The sequence below is a fragment of the Corynebacterium marquesiae genome, from assembly GCF_030229635.1.
Classification (GTDB): domain Bacteria; phylum Actinomycetota; class Actinomycetes; order Mycobacteriales; family Mycobacteriaceae; genus Corynebacterium; species Corynebacterium marquesiae.
Genome location: NZ_JASPII010000002.1, coordinates 115,984 through 136,719 on the forward strand (window position 1 = coordinate 115,984; position 20,736 = coordinate 136,719).

Annotated in this window: 17 protein-coding genes; 11 read left to right on the top strand and 6 right to left on the bottom strand. The window is 58.3% G+C overall.

From position 1 onward, the window contains the following. The first annotated feature begins 97 nt into the window (after positions 1 to 97). The 5 genes from mptB to QP971_RS02075 all read left to right on the top strand — a co-directional run bounded on the left by mptB (position 98) and on the right by QP971_RS02075 (position 5,720). Positions 98 to 1,822 carry a polyprenol phosphomannose-dependent alpha 1,6 mannosyltransferase MptB gene (gene mptB / locus QP971_RS02055; RefSeq protein WP_049378174.1) on the top strand — a complete coding sequence of 575 codons (1,725 nt, stop codon included), beginning with the start codon at positions 98 to 100 and terminating at the stop codon, positions 1,820 to 1,822. Between the two features lie 6 nt (positions 1,823 to 1,828). Beyond that, entirely contained in the window at positions 1,829 to 2,758 is a 930-nt protein-coding gene (locus tag QP971_RS02060; protein WP_049378175.1) for an ABC transporter ATP-binding protein, read from the top strand. A gap of 57 nt (positions 2,759 to 2,815) precedes the next feature. Continuing rightward, on the top strand, positions 2,816 to 3,580 hold the full coding sequence (locus tag QP971_RS02065) for an ABC transporter permease (RefSeq protein WP_049378176.1): 765 nt from the start codon (positions 2,816 to 2,818) through the stop codon (positions 3,578 to 3,580). A 69-nt stretch (positions 3,581 to 3,649) separates the two neighbouring features. Continuing rightward, complete coding sequence (locus QP971_RS02070; protein WP_284788238.1) at positions 3,650 to 4,678, top strand: COX15/CtaA family protein; 1,029 nt, start codon at positions 3,650 to 3,652, stop codon at positions 4,676 to 4,678. Between the two features lie 64 nt (positions 4,679 to 4,742). Continuing rightward, positions 4,743 to 5,720, top strand: coding sequence for a quinone oxidoreductase family protein (locus QP971_RS02075; protein WP_284788240.1), 978 nt, complete (start codon positions 4,743 to 4,745; stop codon positions 5,718 to 5,720). An 83-nt stretch (positions 5,721 to 5,803) separates the two neighbouring features. Here the strand turns inward: QP971_RS02075 and QP971_RS02080 are convergent, their stop codons facing one another. Next, positions 5,804 to 6,748, bottom strand: a complete 945-nt coding sequence (locus tag QP971_RS02080) for a heme o synthase (protein ID WP_179386531.1) — start codon at positions 6,746 to 6,748, stop codon at positions 5,804 to 5,806. A 347-nt stretch (positions 6,749 to 7,095) separates the two neighbouring features. Between QP971_RS02080 and tkt the strand changes: the two genes are divergently transcribed. The 5 genes from tkt (at position 7,096) to pgl (ending at position 13,667) form a co-directional block, all read left to right on the top strand. Next, positions 7,096 to 9,168 (top strand): transketolase, encoded by a 2,073-nt coding sequence (gene tkt, locus QP971_RS02085; protein WP_284787083.1) that lies wholly within the window; start codon positions 7,096 to 7,098, stop codon positions 9,166 to 9,168. A gap of 27 nt (positions 9,169 to 9,195) precedes the next feature. Further along, positions 9,196 to 10,281 carry a transaldolase gene (gene tal / locus QP971_RS02090; protein ID WP_269952993.1) on the top strand — a complete coding sequence of 362 codons (1,086 nt, stop codon included), beginning with the start codon at positions 9,196 to 9,198 and terminating at the stop codon, positions 10,279 to 10,281. Positions 10,282 to 10,380: 99 nt separating this feature from the next. Further along, the gene (gene zwf, locus QP971_RS02095) at positions 10,381 to 11,913 is read left to right on the top strand and encodes a glucose-6-phosphate dehydrogenase (RefSeq protein WP_284787065.1); all 1,533 of its coding nucleotides are present in this window, start codon (positions 10,381 to 10,383) and stop codon (positions 11,911 to 11,913) included. A 14-nt stretch (positions 11,914 to 11,927) separates the two neighbouring features. Next, entirely contained in the window at positions 11,928 to 12,863 is a 936-nt protein-coding gene (locus QP971_RS02100; RefSeq protein WP_284810730.1) for a glucose-6-phosphate dehydrogenase assembly protein OpcA, read from the top strand. A gap of 42 nt (positions 12,864 to 12,905) precedes the next feature. Further along, positions 12,906 to 13,667 carry a 6-phosphogluconolactonase gene (gene pgl / locus QP971_RS02105; protein WP_225746914.1) on the top strand — a complete coding sequence of 254 codons (762 nt, stop codon included), beginning with the start codon at positions 12,906 to 12,908 and terminating at the stop codon, positions 13,665 to 13,667. A 146-nt stretch (positions 13,668 to 13,813) separates the two neighbouring features. Here pgl and secG read toward each other — a convergent pair whose 3' ends face one another. From secG to gap, 4 genes are all read right to left on the bottom strand, one after another. Beyond that, positions 13,814 to 14,047 (bottom strand): preprotein translocase subunit SecG, encoded by a 234-nt coding sequence (gene secG, locus QP971_RS02110; RefSeq protein ID WP_005324856.1) that lies wholly within the window; start codon positions 14,045 to 14,047, stop codon positions 13,814 to 13,816. 184 nt (positions 14,048 to 14,231) lie between these two features. Beyond that, positions 14,232 to 15,014: a triose-phosphate isomerase gene (gene tpiA, locus QP971_RS02115; RefSeq protein WP_005328415.1), complete on the bottom strand. Its 783-nt coding sequence runs from the start codon at positions 15,012 to 15,014 to the stop codon at positions 14,232 to 14,234. Positions 15,015 to 15,053: 39 nt separating this feature from the next. Further along, positions 15,054 to 16,271: a phosphoglycerate kinase gene (locus QP971_RS02120; protein WP_284810732.1), complete on the bottom strand. Its 1,218-nt coding sequence runs from the start codon at positions 16,269 to 16,271 to the stop codon at positions 15,054 to 15,056. A 117-nt stretch (positions 16,272 to 16,388) separates the two neighbouring features. After that, a complete protein-coding gene (gene gap, locus QP971_RS02125; protein ID WP_049378190.1) occupies positions 16,389 to 17,396 on the bottom strand; it encodes a type I glyceraldehyde-3-phosphate dehydrogenase in 1,008 nt (335 codons plus the stop codon). Positions 17,397 to 17,936: 540 nt separating this feature from the next. Between gap and QP971_RS02130 the strand changes: the two genes are divergently transcribed. After that, complete coding sequence (locus QP971_RS02130) at positions 17,937 to 19,583, top strand: L-lactate permease (protein WP_419127098.1); 1,647 nt, start codon at positions 17,937 to 17,939, stop codon at positions 19,581 to 19,583. A 135-nt stretch (positions 19,584 to 19,718) separates the two neighbouring features. On the opposite strand, the gene whiA is transcribed toward QP971_RS02130, so the two are convergent. Beyond that, on the bottom strand, positions 19,719 to 20,708 hold the full coding sequence (gene whiA, locus QP971_RS02135; protein ID WP_284787062.1) for a DNA-binding protein WhiA: 990 nt from the start codon (positions 20,706 to 20,708) through the stop codon (positions 19,719 to 19,721). Positions 20,709 to 20,736: the final 28 nt, after the last annotated feature.

The window sequence follows — 20,736 nt, forward strand, 5'->3', positions numbered from 1 at the left end:
GCTAGCTCCCCTCATCGCCGCAACCGGCAGTGCTGCGCGCGCTAAAAGGGCGGGCCTGCTGGGGTTGGGGCGGAGGATTCGCGTAAGGTCTTATCCCATGACAGGCAAATTCCGCGGCTTTCTTTCCGGCGTCAAGGCCGAGCTGCCGCAGCTGGGCACCGCTGGTTCTCGGTCTGCGCAACTACACGCCGAGGACACCGGAGCCGCGGAACCTGATTCTCGTTTTGATTTTGTCCCTGCCAATGCGGATGGCCTAAAGCGCACCACCACCGCACAATGGCGGACATTTTTTATCCTGCGCTGGGTGGGCACAGTGGGTTCTCTGCTTATCGCCTTCGGCGCGTTGGGAGCCGGCGCTCTCCCAGTAGTGGGAAACCCTTATGACAACGTACCTTTTGGCTCCCTCATGTCTCGCATGCTGCAGACCTCTTCTGCCATAGTCATGGTGGGAGTGGGCCTGTTGGTGGCCGCCTGGGTTTTCCTGGCCCCTTTTGTAGGCACTCCGCTGCGCCAACCCCAGGAAGGTGCCCTCACCCCAACGCGCGCCCGCCGGCTCGTCACCACACACCAGCTGTGGCGCACGTGGGCCGGCTGGGTCATCCCGCTGATATTTACCGCCCCGCTCTTTACCCAGGACATCTACTCCTACTTGGCCAACGGTTCCATCGTGATGCAGGGCATGGATCCGTATTCTGCAGGACCAGTGCAATTGCTTGGCGCGGGTGATGAGCTCGCCCGATCCGTACCGTTCATCTGGGCTAACTCCCCCTCCCCTTATGGCCCCGTAGCGCTCGGGCTCGCTGGAGTGGTGAGCGCAGTTACCTCAAATTCCATCCTCTTGGGAGTAATCGCCCACCGGCTCTTATCCATCGCCGGCATAATGGTTGCTGGGTGGGCAATTAGCTGTCTCGCGCGGCGCTGCCGGGTATCTCCAGAATCTGCCCTATGGCTCGGCATTCTCAACCCACTCACTATCTTGCATCTGGTGGGCGGAATCCATAATGAGTCCATCATGTTGGGCCTGCTCCTAGTGGGTATGGAGCTGGGCCTGCGGGGCGTCGACAAGCTGGAAAAGTCTACGCGCGGTGCCTACCTAGCACTAATAGCTTCTGGATTTTGTCTGTCCTGCGCCGGAATGGTCAAGGTAACCGGCTTTATTGGACTAGGTTTTGTAGGGATGGCCTATGCCCGCCACCTGATAGACAAGGACGGTGCACCACGCTGGAAGGCCTTGGCCTACGCCATTGCCCTGCAGCTAGTTATTTTAATTGCAACCATTGCCCTCATTAGCGCCTTGACCGGCATTGGCCTGGGGTGGATCACGGGACAAGGCGGCGCGGCCTCCATCCGCTCGTGGCTTTCTACCTCCACCGCCGTAGGCGTGGGCACCGGATTCATCGGAATGCTGCTGGGTCTAGGTGACCACACCGAAGCTATTCTCACCGTAACCCGTACCTTTGGCGTGCTGGTGGCAGTAGCTTTCATGGCCCGCATGCTCTTTGCAACGTTGCGCGGCCGCATTCACCCTGTGGGAGGACTCGGCACCGCCTCCTTAGTGCTGGTTATCTTCTTTCCCGTCGTCCATCCGTGGTACATCCTGTGGGCGGTACTGCCTTTGGCCGCATGGGCCAACCGGCTTATATTCCGTTTCTGCGTCGTGGCTTATTCGGCAGCTATGAGCTTCTTTGTACTGCCGCGCGGCCTCGGGTTGCCGCCCAGCACTATCATCGTCATCTACGTGTCGGCAGCCTGCACTTTCGCCGTCATCGCCACCCTGTGGTGGGTTGCAGTGCGGCGCAGCGGAATCCGTGTCCTAAACTAATCCCACGTGAATTCCATTTCAGCCGATCGCCCAGCCCTCACCGTGGACAACGTGGTGAAAAAATATGGCTCCACCACCGCCGTTAACGGTCTAAGCCTTAGCGTTGCCACAGGTGAGGTCTTTTGCCTCCTTGGCCCCAATGGCGCCGGAAAGTCCACGACGATTGAGATGTCAGAGGGTTTTATCCACCCCACCAGCGGCACAATCGACGTCCTCGGGCTAGACCCGAGTTCCGCACCGGACAAGGTGCGCGAAAAGGTCGGCATCATGTTGCAAGGTGGTGGTTCCTACTCCGGCATCCGTGTTCTGGAAATGCTAGAACTTTCCGCTAGCTACAGCACCCATCCCCTCTCCCCGCACTGGCTACTGGAAACGCTCGGGCTTGAAGGAGTAGCCCGGACTCCCTATCGCAGACTCTCCGGCGGGCAGCAGCAGCGGCTTTCCCTCGCCCTAGCAATCATCGGTCGACCCGAGCTAGTTTTTCTCGATGAGCCCACCGCTGGCATGGATGCACAATCCCGTTTGGCGGTCTGGGACCTTGTTCGAGCCCTGAAGCGCGATGGCGTCACCATTGTTCTTACCACCCACCTCATGGATGAAGCGGAGTCACTAGCGGACCGAGTGGCAATCATGGATCATGGCGAGCTGGTAGCCCACGGCTCCCCCGCGGAACTTACCGCCCAGTCGGATTCGGCAGGGCTTAGTTTCAGCACCGATATCGATGTTGATGTGGAAGCTTTGGCTGAGGCTGGAATTCGAGCGACCAAATCCCGGCCCCTGCATTACCGCTTGACCCAGGCCGGCACACCGGAGACGATTGCCGCGCTGAGCACCGAACTTGCCCGCCAAGGAGTCCTGCTGCGGCGTTTAGACGCAGCCCACCGCAACTTAGAGGAGGTCTTCCTTGACCTTACCGGGCGCCATTTGCGCAGCTAGCTGCGCCCTCCGCCAGGATCGAATTCAATCAACTGCGTTGCGGAAAGAAGCCACCACATGAGCACTACCTTTAACCCTGGAACCTTTACCCCCGCCCCCAAACGGGCTAGCGCCGGCGCCATGTTGCTCGCGCAAGGAAAGATGGAAGCAAAACTCATGCTGCGCCACGGCGAACAGCAATTGCTCAGCGTCATCATTCCGCTGGCCCTGCTCATTGGCGCGGCCCACCTAGAGTCGCTCACTGGACATGGCTTGCACGAGGTTTTTCCCATGGTGCTTGCAGTAGCGGCCACCTCCGCAGGCTTTACCGGTCAGGCCATTTCACTTGCCTTTGACCGGCGCTACGGGGCCCTTAAACGTACCGGCGCGTCCGGTGTGCCCGCATGGGCCATTATTGGCGGCAAGATCCTCGGCGTGCTCACCATGGTGGTATTCCAAATCCTCGTTTTGGGCATAGCTGCCTATATCCTGGGGCTCCGTATCAGCCTGGGCGGGGTGCTGCTCATGTTGCTTTCGTTATTTTTTGGCGTTGCGGCTTTTACCGCCATGGGGCTGCTGCTCGGCGGCACCCTCAGCTCTGAGGTGGTACTCGCACTGGCCAATCTCATCTGGTTCCTGCTCCTCGGCGTAGTCGGATGGACCCTCTACTCCCAGGGCCTGGGCGATAATGGCATCCTCAACGCGGTGCCGACCGTCGCCCTAGCAGGCGCGCTTACCGACGCCTCTAATTCCGTCTTCCCCGGCCTCGAGCTCCTATCCTTGTTGGCGTGGCTTGCGGTGGCGTCGTTCGCTGCGGTCCGTTGGTTCCGCTTCGATGGCTAAATGTGACTTTTGTCCGGTTCCTTTCGAAACGAGAGGAATTTTTATGCCCGAAATCTCCCGACTAGTAGGATGCTATGCGTGAATTACTGGACGAAGATCAAGCGCTTCTTTAAGGAAGCCGCCCCTACACTGCAACAACAGCGCCTCATCGCGCTCATCCTCCTCTTGTGCCAGGGTGGCATCACCGTGTCTGGTTCCATTGTCCGCGTGACCGGCTCGGGATTGGGTTGTCCCACCTGGCCGGAATGCCAACCAGGCTCCCTTGTCCCTATGGAAGGCGCTGCGCCTGCTCTCCACCAGGCCATCGAGTTTGGTAACCGCCTGCTTACTTTCGTCGTAACCGCAGCGGCTATCGCCGCCGTCGTTGCCATGCGCATGGCGCGTCGCCGCGCAGAGCTCAAGGTGTACGCATGGCTCAACGTCGCTGGCATCGTACTGCAAGCGGTCATCGGCGGTATCTCTGTCCACCTAGACCTCCGCTGGTGGTCCGTGGCGTTGCACTTCCTACCTTCGATGCTCTTGGTATGGCTGGCGGCAATGCTTTATTCCCGCATTGTGGAACCCGATGACGGAACGCCACGCGCTCGCTTCCCTCAAGCGATTCGCGTCCTCGCAGCGGTCGCTACCGTTGCCTTGAGCATTGTGCTCATCACCGGCACGATGGTTACCGGTTCGGGCGTCCACTCTGGCGATTCCGGGGTGGGAATGGAAGGCCGCCTGCAGGTAGATACCGAAGCCATGGCCGTCACCCACGCCATGTGCATGTACGTCTACCTGGCGCTTACGGTTATTACCGTCTTCCTGCTTTACAAGAACCGCGCTCCTCAAGACGCTAAGAAGGCTGGCTGGGTCCTCGTTGTATGCATCCTCATTCAGTGGGCTGTAGGCGTTTACCAGTTCTACATGAGCATTCCGCGCTGGACTGTCCCCTTCCATATTGGCCTCTCCTCCTTCGTCACCGCGTATACCGCCCTGCTATGGGCACACGGTGTACGCCGCACCGACGGCACCGCGGATCTCATCACCGGCTCTCCCCGCGGCGATGAAAAGTACGCGGCGCGCCAAACCTCTCTTGAACAAGAGCGAGCGACTGCTTAGCCCATAATGCTTACGGCCGGCCGAGGTACTGCACTCGGCCGGCTTTTTGCGCTAGCCTGGCTATATGCACGCAATTCAGGTCACAGAAACCGGCGGGCCAGAAGTACTTCGCTATACCGAAGTTCCCGCCCCCACCCCTAATGACGACGAGGTTTTGGTGGACGTCATTATGGCGGGCGTCAACTACATCGATACCTATTATCGTGAGGGTATCTATAACGCGGCCACCCCGTTCATTCCCGGATTCGAAGGCACCGGACGCGTTGTCCACGACCCCCAGGGGGAAATTGCCGAGGGCACGATGGTGGCCTGGAACCAGGCTTTTGGCTCCTACGCCGAGCAGGTCTGCGTCCCACGCGAGGGACTAGTGGCGGTCCCGGATGATTTCCAGCCAGAAGTCGCTGCCTCTATGTTGCTGCAGGGCATTACCGCACACTATTTGGCGCATGGCGTTTATCAACTGGGTGAAGGCGCTTCCTGCCTGATTACTGCCGGCGCCGGCGGTGTAGGCCAGATCCTCACCCAAATGGCATCGTCGCTCGGCGCTACCGTTTATACGGTGGTCTCCACGGACGAAAAGGAGGAACTCTCCTACGCAGCCGGTGCGGATAAGGTATTTCGCTATAGCGACGGACTCGCCGAGCAGGTCCGTCGCTACAACGGTGATAGGGGTGTTGACGTGGTTTACGACGGCGTCGGCAAGGCTACTTTCCACGAGTCACTCGAAGCAGTACGCCCGCGTGGCACCGTCGCACTATTCGGCGCCGCCTCTGGCCCAGTTGAGCCTATCGACCCGCAGCTGCTAAACAAGCATGGGTCTATCTTTCTCACCCGGCCTTCCATCGGCGCATGGACAGCCCAAGAAGGCGAGTTCCAGATGCGTGCCCAGGCGGTCGTCCAAGCTGTTATCGACGGCGACTTGAGCTTCAACGTCACGGCATCTTATCCACTGGAAGATGCCGCTGCGGCGCACCGCGACCTCCAGGAGCGCAAGACTACCGGTTCCATCGTGCTGCGCGTTCAAGCTGGCGATAAAGCCTAAACCCACCCACAAACGCCGAAAGCGCGGGAACGCATTTGCCTTCCCGCGCTTTCGCCTTCTTATCCTTGGGTATCCGGGCGCAGTTAGAATAACGTGGCCGACCAGCCGAGCATCCGGCCTAGTGGCTCCCAGCCCAATACTGCGTCGATGGACAACCCGATAAAGAGCACCGATAGATAGTTATTGGAGTAAATGAACAGGCGCATCGGCTTAACCTTGGCGCCGTTTTTGACTCCCTTATGCAGGCGGATAGCCATCCACAGGAACACCGCGCCGGAGGCAAGAGCTGCGACCAAGTAAATCCACGATGCAGCGGGGACGATAAGTAGGGTCACGATAACCGTGCCCACGGTATACCACACGATCTGTCGAGTGACTTCCTTCTCATCAGCCACTACGGGCAGCATCGGCACGCCGGCCTTGCGGTAGTCTTCCTTGTACTTCATGGCCAGCGCCCACGTGTGTGGCGGAGTCCAGAAGAAAATGATGAGGAAGAGCACGATTGCCTGCCACCAGCGGTCAGGCTCTGCAGCAGGAGCGTTATCCCGGATAACCGCCCAGCCGACCATCGCCGGCATGCAGCCGGCCAAACCGCCCCAGACGATATTTTGAGCATTGCGCATCTTCAAAAACTTGGTGTAGACGAAGACATAGAAAAAGTTCGTCAAAATCACGAAGAAGGCCGCCAGCCAGGAATGAGCTAGGACGCCCAACCACAGCACGGAAAGGATGAGCATTACCCAAGCGAAAATTGCTGCGTTTCGCTTAGAAATCTTGGCCCTTACCAACGGGCGGGCTCTCGTGCGCTGCATTTTTTGATCCAGCTCGTAGTCCACGACGTTATTAAACGTGTGGGCGGCAGCAGCGCCCATCCAACCGCCGAAAATAGTCGACACGATAAGCCAGATATTGTCTGAAACGGCCTCCACGCCGCGTTGCGCTTGGAGCATCGCCGGGATTGCGGCCACGAGGAGGAGTTCAATGATCCTCGGTTTCGTTAGCGCAAAATAGGCCTTGATGGTCTCCAAGGGATTCCTCCACTATCTGAACGTTGGTGAACTGTGTCCCGCGCACTTCCTGCGCGCGGTCACCCCTAGCGGTCGCACATGCCCTTGAAAAAGTTCCAGTTCTCTCACTCACAGTTTCGGCGCCGGGGCGAAAGACAACAGGCCTATGGCCGCTAGATTCAGTGCGCGCTCTAGCGCCTACGCGCACTCCACTTAGCCATGCCAGCATACCGTTTATGCCTAGCTTTCTATAATTGCGCACCGCCGGTTAAAAAATTACTAGACTAAATGAAGTTAAGTACTTTTTGCCTAGACGTAAGCGAGGCTTTCCAGTGTCGAAAGATAAGTTGTCCCCAGAACTCCAAACTATGGTCGAGCGCCGTTACCCGGAGGATTGGTCGGAGTTTGACACCCGCGCCGTCGACACCGTGCGAGTACTAGCCGCTGATGCTGTACAAAAATGCGGTTCCGGCCACCCAGGCACCGCAATGTCCCTCGCCCCCCTCGCCTACACCTTGTATCAACGCGTCATTAACCACGATCCCGCCGATGTGCACTGGGCCGGCCGCGACCGCTTCGTTCTATCGGTTGGTCACTCTTCCCTCACCCAGTACATCCAGCTCTACCTGGGCGGCTTTGGCTTGGAGATGGACGATCTCCAGCAGCTGCGCACGTGGGGATCGCGCACGCCTGGCCACCCTGAGGTGCACCACACCGATGGCGTGGAAATCACCACTGGCCCCCTTGGCCAAGGCCTTGCTTCCTCCGTTGGCATGGCCATGGCGGCACGGAAAGAGCGCGGCCTTTTCGATCCAGAGGCACCGGCCGGCGAGTCTCCCTTCGACCACTACGTCTACACCATTGCTTCCGATGGTGACCTGCAGGAGGGCGTTACCGCTGAGGCTTCTTCCCTGGCGGGTACGCAAAAGCTGGGCAACTTGATTGTCTTCTGGGACGATAACCGCATCTCTATTGAGGACGATACGAATATTGCTTTCAACGAAGACGTCGTCGCCCGCTACAAGGCCTACGGCTGGCACGTCCAAACGGTCGAATCCGGCGAAGACGTCGTAGCCATTGAGGAAGCCGTCAAGGCGGCCCAGGCAGAGACCGAGCGCCCGTCCTTCATCCGCGTGAAGACCGTCATTGGCTACCCGGCCCCGAATAAGATGAATACCGGCGGCGTTCATGGCGCTGCACTGGGCGACGACGAGGTAGCTGCCACTAAGGAGGTCTTAGGATTCGATGCGGAACGCAGCTTCCACATCGACGACGAGGTCATCGCGCACACCCGCAAGCTGCGCGAGCGCGGCGCCGAGAAGCACGCCGCGTGGCAGAAGAAGTTCGACGAATGGGCTGCAGCTAATCCGGAGAATAAGGCACTCTTTGACCGCATGCAGGCGCGCGAACTACCTCAAGATTTCGACGCTGAATTGCCAGTGTGGGAACCAGGCGAGTCTTTGGCCACCCGCAAGGCTTCTGAGGCCACCATCCAAGCATTGGCCGCTTCCCTTCCTGAGATGTGGGGTGGCTCTGCTGACCTTGCCGGCTCCAATAACACCGTGATTAAGGGCGCGGACTCCTTCGGCCCCGCAGCCATTACCACCAATATGTGGTCGGCTCAGCCATATGGCCGCAACCTCCACTTTGGCATTCGCGAGCACGCGATGTCTGCGATCATGAACGGTATTGCTCTGCACGGCAATACCCGCGTTTACGGCGGCACCTTCCTTATTTTCTCCGAGTACCAGTACCCGGCTGTCCGCCTGGGCTCGTTAATGTCTACCGATACCTACTATGTCTGGACCCACGACTCCATCGGCCTAGGCGAGGATGGCCCAACCCACCAGCCGGTAGAAACCCTTTCTGCCCTTCGCGCTATCCCGAACCTGTCCGTTATTCGCCCGGCCGATGCCAACGAAACCGCACAGGCTTGGGCCGCAGCTCTCGAGTACAAGGCCGCACCAAAGGGCCTGGCACTGAGTCGCCAGGGGCTTCCGGTACTGGAAGGCACCAAGGAAAAGGCTCATGATGGTGTGCGCCGCGGCGCTTATGTTCTCGTGGAAGAGTCCAAGGAAACGCCGGACGTGATCCTCCTCGCTACCGGCTCTGAGGTGCAGCTTGCCGTCGCCGCCGCTAAGGAACTGGAGGCCGCCGGAACAGCCACCCGCGTTGTCTCCGCACCGTGCCTTGAGTGGTTTGATGAGCAGGATGACGCATACCGCGAGTCCGTGCTGCCTAGCGAAGTGCAGGCCCGCGTCTCCATCGAAGCCGGCATCGCTATGCCGTGGCACAAGTACACCGGTTCTTTCGGCCGGACCATTTCCATCGAGCACTACGGCGCCTCTGCTCCTGCGGGCGAACTCTTTGAGAAATTTGGCTTCACCACTGCAGCGGTTGTTGAAGCGGCGCAGGAATCGCTGGCTGCCGCGAAGAAGTAAACCTCCAACACTGGATAAGGAGTAATCATGAACCACATTTCCGAACTTGGCCAGCTGGGAACCTCAACCTGGCTCGATGACCTTTCTCGCGAGCGCCTAGTTTCGGGCAATCTCAAGGAGATAATTTCTGCTAAGTCCATCGTGGGAGTTACCACCAACCCGGCAATTTTCGCCGCGGCGATGACCAACGGCACCGCCTACGATGCCGAGCTTTCCACGTTGAAAGAGACCAAGGCCACCGCCGATGAAGCGGTGTACGCATTGGCCATCGAGGACGTCAAGAATGCCTGCGACCTCTTTGCGGATATCTACTCCTCTACTAATGGTGCAGATGGCCGCGTGTCCATCGAGGTCGACCCACGCATTTCTGATGATGCTACTGCCACCCTTAAACAAGCGCGTGAGTTGTGGTCCAAGGTTGATCGTCCCAACGTGATGATCAAGATTCCGGCCACCACCGGTTCCCTTCCTGCCATCGAAGATGCCTTGGCGGAGGGAATCAGCGTCAACGTCACTCTTATTTTCTCCGTGGATCGCTACCGCGATGTCATTGAGGCTTTCCGTACCGGTCTCAAGCGTGCCGCCGAGGCAGGCAAGGACGTCTCCACCATTCACTCCGTGGCTTCCTTCTTTGTTTCCCGGTTGGACACCGAAGTGGATAAGCGCTTGGAAGCTATTGGCAGCGAGAGTGCTCTGGCGCTGCGCGGTAAGGCGGGCGTCGCCAATGCACAGCGCGCCTATGCTCTCTTCCAGGATGCCTTGCTTAACGACGCCGACTTGCCCGAAGGCGCCCACCTCCAGCGTCCACTGTGGGCTTCTACCGGTGTAAAGAATCCGGAGTACCCAGCCACCTTGTACGTATCGGAGCTGGCTGGCCCGCACACGGTCAACACCATGCCGGAAAAGACCATCGATGCGGTTCTCTCCGAGGGCAACCTCCACGGCGACGCCCTGTCTGATAGCCGCGAGGCTGCAGAAGGCGTCTTTGCCCAGCTAGAAGAGGTCGGCATTGATTTCGATGATGTCTTTGCAGTGCTGGAGCGCGAGGGCGTTGATAAGTTTGTCGCTGCGTGGGAGGAACTGCTTGCTTCCATTAAAGAGCGACTCGCGTAAACTAGCCGTGTGACTTGTGCCCCGCCGAGAATTCGGCGGGGCATTCTGCCGCTAGAATATTAGCGAGCTTAAAGCCCATAAACTCAGGAAGGACTCTTCGTGACCGACTCAGCCGCTTGGGTCAACCCCTTGCGCAATGCCAGCGACAAGCGATTACCGCGAATCGCAGGACCCGCGGGCATGGTCATCTTCGGCGTTACCGGTGACCTAGCATATAAAAAACTACTGCCCGCAATCTACGACCTAGCGAGCCGTGGCCTCCTGCCCGCTGGCTTTACCCTTGTGGGTTATGGTCGCCGTGACTGGGACAAGGTCGCATTCTGCGACTACGTTCGCTCAGCCGTCATCGCTAGCTCACGTACCGAGTTCAATGAAGATGTCTGGCAGCATTTATCCCAGGGAATCGAATTTGTGCAAGGCTCTTTCGACGATGCTGGATTCGATCGCCTCTCGGCGCGTTTGGGCGAGCTAGATCGCGAGCGCGGCACCGGCAGCAACTGGGCATACTACCTTTCGGTTCCCCCGGAATTCTTCTCCAATATCTGCCACCAGCTGGAGCGGGTGGGCATGGCCAACTCCGTCGAGGACTCGTGGCGCCGAGTAATCATTGAGAAGCCCTTCGGCCACGATCAAGAGTCTGCCCGCAAGCTCAATGAGATTGTCAACGCCGTCTTCCCCGAGTCCGCGGTCTTCCGCATTGACCATTATTTGGGCAAAGAAACGGTGCAAAACATCATGGCTTTGCGCTTTGCGAATCAAATTTTTGAGCCCATGTGGAACGCCCACTACATCGATCACGTCCAAATCACCATGGCCGAAGATATTGGTCTGGGCGGCCGCGCTGGCTATTATGACGGCATCGGTGCGGCTCGAGACGTCATCCAGAACCACCTGCTGCAGCTTTTGGCTCTAGTTGCGATGGAAGAACCGTCCTCCTTCGAGCCTGAGGCCCTGCAGGCAGAAAAGGTCAAGGTGCTGCGCGCTACCCAAGCCGTGCATCCACTCAATAAAACGACTGCTCGCGGCCAGTACTCCGCGGGTTGGCAAGGCTCCGAGTTTGTCAAGGGCCTGCGCGAAGAAGAAGGCTTTGATCCGGAGTCCACGACGGAGACCTATGCAGCCTGCACCTTGGAAGTGAACTCTCGCCGCTGGGGAGGAGTACCCTTCTACCTGCGCACCGGCAAACGCTTGGGCCGCCGCGTGACCGAGATTGCGCTGGTATTCAAGGCTGCGCCAAATCAACCATTCGTTGACGGCCAGACCGATGCGCTGGGCCGAAACGCCGTCGTCATCCGCGTACAGCCGGATGAAGGTGTCACCATGCGCTTTGGTTCCAAGGTGCCCGGCTCCACCATGGAGGTCCGCGACGTCAATATGGACTTTGCTTATGCCGAGGCCTTTACCGAGGAATCTCCGGAAGCATACGAGCGCTTGATTTTGGATGCCCTCCTCGATGAATCCTCGCTCTTCCCCACCAACGAAGAGGTGGAACTTTCCTGGTCGATTTTGGATCCCATCATCGATTACTGGGCCGAAGCAGGTCAGCCGGAGGAATACCGCGCTGGCACATGGGGCCCAGAATCCGCCGATAGAATGTTGCGCCGCCGGGGCCACTCCTGGCGCCGCCCATAGGAGGGACGCAGACAATGATTATTCCATTGCCCAACACCACTACGCGTGAAATCTCCAAGAAGCTAGTAGAGGCCCAGGAGCATTACACCCTTACTACCGGCCGAGTACTTACCCTAATCGTGGCTGCCCGCGAGGACGATGATCTGGAAAACATTCTGGCCTCCGTGCGCGATGCCTCCCACGAGCACCCGTCGCGCGTTCTGGTCGTCGTGACGGGCGACCCGCAGGCAGATACCCACCTTGACGCGCAGCTTCGCGTGGGCGGTGAAGCGGGTGCTTCTGAGATGGTCATCATGAAGTTGCACGGCGCTTTGGCAAACCAGGACGAGGCAGTCGTTACTCCACTGCTGCTTCCCGACACCCCTTTGGTCGCCTGGTGGCCTACCTTGTGCCCGCCTGACCCAGCTTCCAGCTCGGTGGGTAAACTGGCTCAACGCCGCATCACCAACGTTGCCTATGACGGACGCGTCACTGGCGAAGATCTGCGCACCTTATCCGCCGGTTACACGCCGGGCGATTCCGATATGTCCTGGGCCGCCATCACTTTGTGGCGCGGCGTCGTGGCCTCCGCATTGGACCGCCATCCTCACGAGCCCGTGCAGTCCGTCGAGGTGGCGGGCCCTGCGGGCCACCCAGCTCCAGACTTCGCGGCTGGATGGCTCCTCGATCGTTTGGCAGTCCCCGTCCACCGCACTGTGACCGACTCTCAGGAGCCGCACTTCCCAGTGACCCACTTGCGGTTTAATCGGGAAACGAGCCACGTCGACGTTGATGTCGTCGACGAGCGCACGGTGCGTGTGTGCGTTCCAGGTTCCCCGGATTCGTTGGTGAGCCTTAGCAAGCGCTCCCAAGCTGAGGTTCTCTCTGAAGAATTGCGCCATCTGGATGCCGATAAGACTTATGCGCAAGCGCTCCGTGCGCTCGCCCAAGTAGACTACAGTAAGCTCTAAAACGGCTTAACTCCGATTCTTTGCAAAGGATAGCGATACCTCATGGTAACTCTTCACCGCGTAAGCGATGTGGATGAACTTATCTCCCAGGCGGCGCTGAAATTCGTGGATACCGTAGCCCGTATCCAGGCCGCCGGTGGCGGGCTCCACCACGATGGGGTCGCGCGAGTTGTCCTAACCGGCGGTGGCGCTGGAATTGGCGTTCTCCACGAGCTAGCTCGTTTGGATTTCGCGGCACAGCAGCAAGGCGAGAATTTTCCAGCCCAGCGCATCGATTGGTCGCGTGTTCACGTCTTTTTCGGCGACGAGCGTAATGTGCCCGTCTCTGACGCAGATTCTAACGAGGGTCAAGCACGCAGTGCCCTGCTCAATCACGTAGATATTCCGGACCAGAATATTCACGGTTTTGATCTGGGCGCGGTGTCCATGGAAGCCGCGGCGAGTGCGTATGAGCCAGAACTGAAGGAATTTGCCCCGAACGGATTCGACCTCCATCTGCTGGGCATGGGAGAAGAGGGCCATATCAATTCCTTGTTCCCCCATTCTGAGGCGGTTCGGGAGCAAGAAGAGCTAGCTGTTCCCGTTCACGACTCTCCCAAGCCGCCGAGCGAGCGCATCACCCTTACTCTTCCTGCAGTCAACAAGTCTGATCGTATCTGGCTTCTTGTTGCAGGCGAGGCCAAGGCGGAAGCTGCCAAGCACGTCGTTGAAGGCGCTGAGCCCGAAGAATGGCCGGCTGCAGGCGTGCACGGGAAGGAAGAAACCATCCTCTTCCTTGCCGATGACGCTGCCTCCGAGCTGTAGTCACGTCAGCCTAGTGCGCAGCCGAGCTGAACTTGTGGCTCGGCGCCACGCAAAAAGCGCCGGTACCGCTTCCCCACCACCAGTTCCCACAGGGAACCAGGAGGTTGGAAGCCGATACCGGCGCTTTCGCTATTCCAGCTGGTGGCTTAAGCGAATGCCTGGATGAGGTTGAGGCCTACGATGCACGCAAGCCAGATAATTACCATGACCACGGTGTAACGATCCAGGTTCTTTTCCACGACGGTCGAGCCGGAAAGGTTCGACTGCACACCACCACCGAAGAGGCTGGACAGGCCGCCACCTTTACCCTTGTGCAGCAGCACGAAGATGGACATCAAAATAGCTGCGATGACCAAGATGATTTCCAGTGCCAAGACCATGAGGATAATCCTTATTTCTAACGTGCGCCCTGCGGGTAGCGCTCGCCACCCGCTAGCGCGGAATCGTACTTTTAGGCTTCGCGTACAGCAAAGCAATCACATCGGCTCACTCTACACGATGGCGCGGGCTGGAACCATTCCAACCCGCGCCTTAGCGCGAACCTGTGACAGGTGATAACTCCTGTTAGCTCAAGGCATTAGCTGCGTTGGCAGCCAACTTGGCAAACTCCTCGCCGACCAAGGAGGCGCCACCGATCAGGCCGCCGTCGACGTCAGGCTTGCTGACGATCTCTGCAACGGAATCAACCTTGACGGAACCACCGTAGAGAATGCGGATACCTGCAGCAACCTCCTCACCTGCGAGCTCCTTTACGAGCTCGCGGATGGCGGCGCAGACTTCCTGGGCATCGTCTGCGGAGGCAACCTTGCCGGTGCCAATCGCCCACACTGGCTCGTAGGCGATAACAGTCTTGGCAAGCTGGTCTGCGCTCAGGCCAGCCAAAGAATTGCGGGTCTGGTTAACCACGTAGTCCACGTGGGTACCGGCCTCGCGTACAGCCAACGGCTCGCCTACGCACACGATAGGGCTGATGCCATTGTCCAATGCTGCGGCTGCTTTCTCTGCAACGAGCTTATCGGTCTCGCCGTGGTACTGACGGCGCTCCGAGTGGCCCACGACCACCCAGCTGCAGCCGAGCTTGGCCAGCATCTTGCCAGATACTTCACCAGTGAATGCACCGGACTCGTGCTTAGAGATGTCTTGCGCACCGTAGGTGACCTGCAGCTTGTCGCCCTCTACCAACGTTTGGATCGTGCGAATGTCAGTAAACGGGACCATATAGGCCACGTCGACCTTCTCGTAGTAGTCCTTTGGCAGGGAGAAGGCGAACTTTTGAACGGAGCCGATGGCCTCGACGTGGTCAAGGTTCATCTTCCAGTTACCTGCAATAAGTGGGGTACGTGCCATGAATTTTTCCTCTCTTTTTGGCAAGTTGATCAGGCAGTTTTAGGCTTCCAGGACAGATACGCCCGGAAGCTCCTTGCCCTCGAGGTACTCGAGGGAGGCACCGCCACCGGTGGAGATGTGGCTGAAGCCGTCCTCGTCCAAGCCAAGCATGCGCACGGAGGCAGCGGAGTCGCCGCCACCGACGACGGAGAAGGAACCGTTGTTTGCGGTGGCGTCGATAATAGCCTGCGCTACACCAGCAGTGCCCTTGGAGAAAGCTTCCATTTCGAATACGCCCATCGGGCCATTCCAGAAGACGGTCTTGGAAGAAGCAAGAACCTCTGCAAACTTTTCCACGGACTTTGGTCCAATATCCAGGGACATCCAGCCTTCAGGAATGCCATCGAGCTCGACCACCTGGGTCTCTGCATCCGCTGCGAACTTGCTTGCAGCAATGAGATCAACCGGAAGCACCAGCTTGTCGCCAAAGCGCTCGAGCAGGTCCTTGCAGTTTTCGATCTGGTCTTCTTGCAGCAGGGACTCTTGGACGTTATAGCCCTTGGCGGCCAGCAGGGTGTAGCACATGCCGCCACCAATGATGACCTTGTCAGCCTTGCCAGCCAGTGCTTCAATCACACCGAGCTTATCCGAAACCTTGGCGCCGCCGAGGACAACTACGTACGGGTGCTCCGGCTCCTTAGCTACAGTGGAAAGAACCGACAGCTCTTTTTCTACGAGCTTGCCTGCGTAAGCCGGTAGGCGCTTAGCGACGTCATACACAGATGCCTGCGCACGGTGGACAACGCCAAAGCCATCAGAAACAAAAGCGCCGTTATCGGCTGCCAGAGCAGCGATCTCGTCGGCGAACTGGCCGCGCTCAGCCTCCTCCTTGGAGGTCTCACGGGGGTCGAAGCGGACGTTTTCAACCAACATCACGTCACCGTCGTTGAGGCCGTTGGCGCGCTCATGAGCGTCTTCTCCGGTGACGTCGCCGGCTAGGGCAACGTACTGGTCAAGCGCCTCAGACAGCGCTTCAGCTACTGGAGCCAAGGAGAACTTAGAGTTTACCTCACCCTTTGGACGACCCAGGTGTGCGGAAAGAATGACCTTTGCGCCACCTTCTACCAGTGCCTTGATGGTCGGAAGAGAAGCGTTAATACGTCCGGGATCGGTAATGTTTCCCTCTTCATCAAGTGGAACATTGAAGTCAGAGCGGACGAGGACGTGGCGGGACTCGACGCCCTCCTTGAGAAGATCGTCAAGTGTCTGGAAAGCCATTAATTACTCCTTAAATAATTCGGACGGGTTAAAAGGCTATAGATATAAGAATACCGGCCGCGACGCAGCGCCGTTAAGGCTTGCATCTGGCCGGTTCCTCATTGCTAGAACTCTAGTTTAGAGCTTGTCTGCCACCAGGTTGGTCAGGCGAACGAGCTGGGAGGTGTAGCCCCACTCGTTGTCGTACCAGCCCAGAACCTTGACCAGGTTGCCATTGGAAACCTTGGTCATTCCGGAGTCGAAGATGCAGCCGTGCGGGGAGGTAACAATGTCGGTGGAAACCAGCGGATCCTCGGTGTATGCGAGGGTGTCCTTGAGCTCGCCCTCAGCAGCTTCCTTCAGGGCGGCGTTGATTTCCTCAGCGGTGACATCGCGGGAAGCGGTGAAGGTCAGGTCGGTAGCGGAACCGGTAATAACCGGAACGCGCATTGCGTAACCATCCAGCTTGCCGTCCAGCTCAGGCAGAACCAGAGATACGGCCTTAGCAGCGCCAGTGGAGGTAGGCACCATGTTTACTGCAGCGGCACGGGCGCGGCGCGGATCCTTGTGCGGAGCGTCCTGGATGCGCTGGTCACCGGTGTAAGCGTGAACGGTGGTCATCAGGCCCTTCTCAATGCCGAACTTGTCATTGAGAACCTTTGCCATCGGCGCCAGGCAGTTAGTGGTGCAGGATGCTGCGGAGATGACGTTGTGGTTTGCCGGATCATAGGTGTCAGAGTTGACGCCGTAGACGAAGGTGGCGTCTACTTCCTTGCCCGGAGCGGAGATAATGACCTTCTTGGCGCCAGCCTCGAGGTGAGCCTTAGCATCGTTGCCGTTAGTGAAGCGGCCGGTGGACTCGATGACGAGGTCTACGTTGTACTCACCCCACTTGAGCTGCTTCGGGTCCTTCTCTGCGGTTACCACGATGCGGTGGCCGTTAACAGTAATGGACTCATCGTCGTGAGTAATTTCGCCATCGAAGCGGCCCAGTACGGAGTCGTACTTCAGCAGGTTAGCCAGCGAGCCGTTGTCAGTCAGATCGTTTACTGCAACAACTTCGAGGTTGTTGTCACCCTGAGCGACTGCACGGAAAAAGTTACGGCCGATGCGGCCAAAGCCATTGATACCTACGCGGATAGTCACTGTATTTCTCCTCAAAGAGTCGAGTAAATGTGTGTACGGGCATGTGCGCGGGTTCTTCAATGAAGTCTGTGTTTGAGAAGCGCCCGAGCGTTTTCCCTTACATTGCCGATACTACCGAGCGTTTTTTGTCAGCGCAGGCTCCCAGCGGCCGTATGAACTAGTGGATGACAGACTATCCAAAAGCGCGTACACTTTTTCCGATCCTTTTTATTTCCCACATACAAACCCGCTGGATAGGCCCGAACACGTGGGGTTGTGTTGGGTTTACCCCGTTAACGTGAGATATATCACTGTTGAGCTTCAGGGGTTGCGTCCGACTCTGTCCGATCGGACATTGAGAAATGCTGCCGCTAACCCCTATCAAGACGACCGTATTGTTTCCGTGACGCCCACCGCACGATATGCTTTCCTTACTCACTGGCCCACAAAGCGTTTAAGGCAACCCTGCCTGCTCTAGCGCCACCGTTGGTCACCGTGAGAATGCTTCATGTGCCCGTAATTTCCTACGGGCAAGACCACCGTAGAAATCAAGGACTTCTCTTGTTCGAAATAAATACCTCTGCTGTGGGTGACAGCCTCGGGCTTACCGCCCTGGTGGCGATTCTCCCGCTCATTGCATTCTTTATCATGCTGCTAGGCGTTAAGGCACGCGCGCATACTTCTGGCGCCGTTGCCCTGGCAGTATCTCTCATTATTGCCATCGTCGGCTTCTCCATGCCGGTAGATATGGCCTTGTCCTCCGCCGTACGTGGCGGTCTATTCGGACTCCTGCCCATCGTCTGGGTCATCATTACTGCAATTTGGTTCTATGAAATCACCGTAGCTTCCGGGCGCTTCGAGGATCTGCGCAAGACCTTTGATCTTCTGGGTGATGGCGATATTCGCATTCAGGCTATCCTCATTGCCTTCTGTTTTGGCGGTTTGTTGGAGGCCCTCGCTGGCTTCGGCGCCCCCGTAGCCATTACCGCGACCATGATCATGGCCCTTGGTGTGAAGCCACTGCGCGCGGCAACAGTAGTTCTGATTGCTAATACCGCTCCGGTTGCTTTTGGCGCGGTTGGTATCCCGGTAACCACTGCTGGCGAGGTAGCCGGTCGCAGCGCCGAGCAAACCCACGACATCGCAGCGCTTATTTCCTTGCAGGTGCTGCTCATCGCCGCCATCGTGCCATTTCTTATCGCCTTCATCTTGGACGGCTTCCGAGGTGTCAAGGAAACTGCCCCAGCCGCTGCCGTGATTGGCATTTCCTTCGCGTTCGCTCAGTGGTTGGCCGCGACTTTCTTTGCGTACCAGCTCACCAACGTCATCGCCTGCATCGTCTCCTTGGGCTGTGCTTTCGCCTTCCTCCGGGTATGGAAGCCGAAGGGCGTCAAGGAGTTGCGCGAGCGTCTCGAGCTGCCTGCCGCCGAGTCCACCACCGACCTCAACGGACGCCGTATCTGGATGGCGCTGCTTCCCTACGCCGTAGTGACCGTTGTCTTTGCCGTGGCAACCGCTGCCCCCGCTATCTTCGGATTCCTCAAGCTCCACTTTGCCTGGCCTCTGCTCGATGACGCAATTGTCGACGCCGACGGCAACCTCATGGATACCAGCTTCAGCTTCAATGTCTTTGGCAACCCAGGTACGCTCCTGCTGCTCTCGGGCATTATCGTTGCGGTTGTCTACCACTTCTTCAATGAAAATGGCCGCTACAGCCTAAGCTTTGGGCAACCAGTGAGCGCTTTTGGGAACGTCGTCAGCCGCATGAAGTTCTCGGCTCTTACCATCATCCTGGTGCTGGCCTTGGCCTATACGATGAACTACTCCGGCCAGACTATTGCTATTGGTGAGTTCGTCTCTTCTGCCGGCAGCATCTTTGCGCTCTTCGCCCCAGTCCTGGGCTGGATTGGTACCGCGGTTACTGGCTCCGATACATCTGCTAATGCCCTCTTTGCCAACCTGCAGGTAGCAGCGGCAGAACGAATCAGCGTAAACCCTGACCTCATGCTCGCGGCCAATACCGCAGGCGGCGTCGTGGGCAAGATGATCTCCCCGCAGTCCCTTGCAATTGCGGCTACCGCCGTCAATATGGAGGGCAAGGAATCTGTCATCCTGAAGAACGTAGTGGGCTACTCCGTGGCCTTCCTGGCTTTTGTCTGTGTCATCGTGTTCTTGATGACCAACGTCCTAGGGTTCCTGGTTCCCTAGTTCTTTAACGCTTCTGGCTAGCCGGTTGCGTACCTGCTAGCTGCCAGGAAGGCAGTAAAAATCTCCCCGCAGCTGCGCCTACCGCTTTGGTATCCGCACTGCGGGGAGTTCTTTTAATGTAGGTGATTCCGAGCGTCAGGATTCGTTGAAGAGGTCATCTGTAATCGCTTGGTTGGTATCGGGGATATCGAGCTCCTCGGCTCGTTTATCGGCCATCGACAGCAAGCGGCGAATACGCCCGGCTACTGCGTCCTTGGTCATAGGAGGCTCAGCCAAGCGGCCCAACTCTTCGAGCGAAGCCTCGCGGTGCTGAACTCGCAAGCGGCCCGCGTCTGCCAAGTGCTCAGGAACATCGTCACCTAATATCTCCATGGCGCGGTCAACGCGCGCTGCCGCGGTAACCGCGGCGCGGGCAGAACGCCGAAGATTGGCGTCATCAAAATTGTCCAAACGCCGAGACGTATCGTGCGCCTCCCGCTTAACTCGCTTCTTTTCCCAGCTCAATCGAGTCTCCTGAGCGCCCATACGCGTAAGAAGCGCCCCGATAGCATCACCATCGCGTACAACGACGCGATCTTCACCGCGAGTCTCCTTAGTCTTCGCAGAGATACCAAGGCGGCGGGCGCAGCCCACCAGTGCCAACGCTGCCTCCTGGCACGGGCAGGTAACTTCCAGCGCCGAAGAGCGGCCTGGCTCCGTGAGGCTGCCATGGGCAAGGAAGGCCCCGCGCCATGCTGCTTCGCTATCGGCCACGGTGCCGGAGATGACCTGCGGCGGCAGCCCCACTACCGCATGGCCGGAGCGGGTGATAAGGCCCAGCCGACGGGTCAGCTCTTTCGCGCCGGTGGAGATGCGAACCGTTACGCGAGTCTTCTTGGTGGTTCCTGCCGGGCCGACGACATGGCTATCGGCAGTGATCCCATAGAGGTCATCAAGAGCGTTGATGAAGCGCCGTGCAATGGCGTGGCTTTCTAGCTCTAACTCATAGGACATGCTGTCACCGGAAATATCTAGCTCGCCGGCGAATCGCAACATCGCCGCGAGTTCGGCAGCACGAGCGGACTGGCGTGGCACAACGACAGCCGTCAATTCTTCTTTGACCTGGTCGGTCAATGGTGTGGTCACCTAGTTCGCCCCATTTCTATTCTCACAG

Coding starts and splice junctions, on each gene's coding strand:
- mptB (WP_049378174.1), top strand. CDS start 98: ATGACAGGCAAATTCCGCGGCTTTCTTTCCGGCGTCAAGGCCGAGCTG.
- QP971_RS02065 (WP_049378176.1), top strand. CDS start 2,816: ATGAGCACTACCTTTAACCCTGGAACCTTTACCCCCGCCCCCAAACGG.
- QP971_RS02070 (WP_284788238.1), top strand. CDS start 3,650: ATGCTATGCGTGAATTACTGGACGAAGATCAAGCGCTTCTTTAAGGAA.
- QP971_RS02075 (WP_284788240.1), top strand. CDS start 4,743: ATGCACGCAATTCAGGTCACAGAAACCGGCGGGCCAGAAGTACTTCGC.
- tkt (WP_284787083.1), top strand. CDS start 7,096: ATGGTCGAGCGCCGTTACCCGGAGGATTGGTCGGAGTTTGACACCCGC.
- tal (WP_269952993.1), top strand. CDS start 9,196: ATGAACCACATTTCCGAACTTGGCCAGCTGGGAACCTCAACCTGGCTC.
- QP971_RS02100 (WP_284810730.1), top strand. CDS start 11,928: ATGATTATTCCATTGCCCAACACCACTACGCGTGAAATCTCCAAGAAG.
- pgl (WP_225746914.1), top strand. CDS start 12,906: ATGGTAACTCTTCACCGCGTAAGCGATGTGGATGAACTTATCTCCCAG.
- secG (WP_005324856.1), bottom strand. CDS start 14,047: ATGGTCTTGGCACTGGAAATCATCTTGGTCATCGCAGCTATTTTGATG.
- tpiA (WP_005328415.1), bottom strand. CDS start 15,014: ATGGCACGTACCCCACTTATTGCAGGTAACTGGAAGATGAACCTTGAC.
- QP971_RS02120 (WP_284810732.1), bottom strand. CDS start 16,271: ATGGCTTTCCAGACACTTGACGATCTTCTCAAGGAGGGCGTCGAGTCC.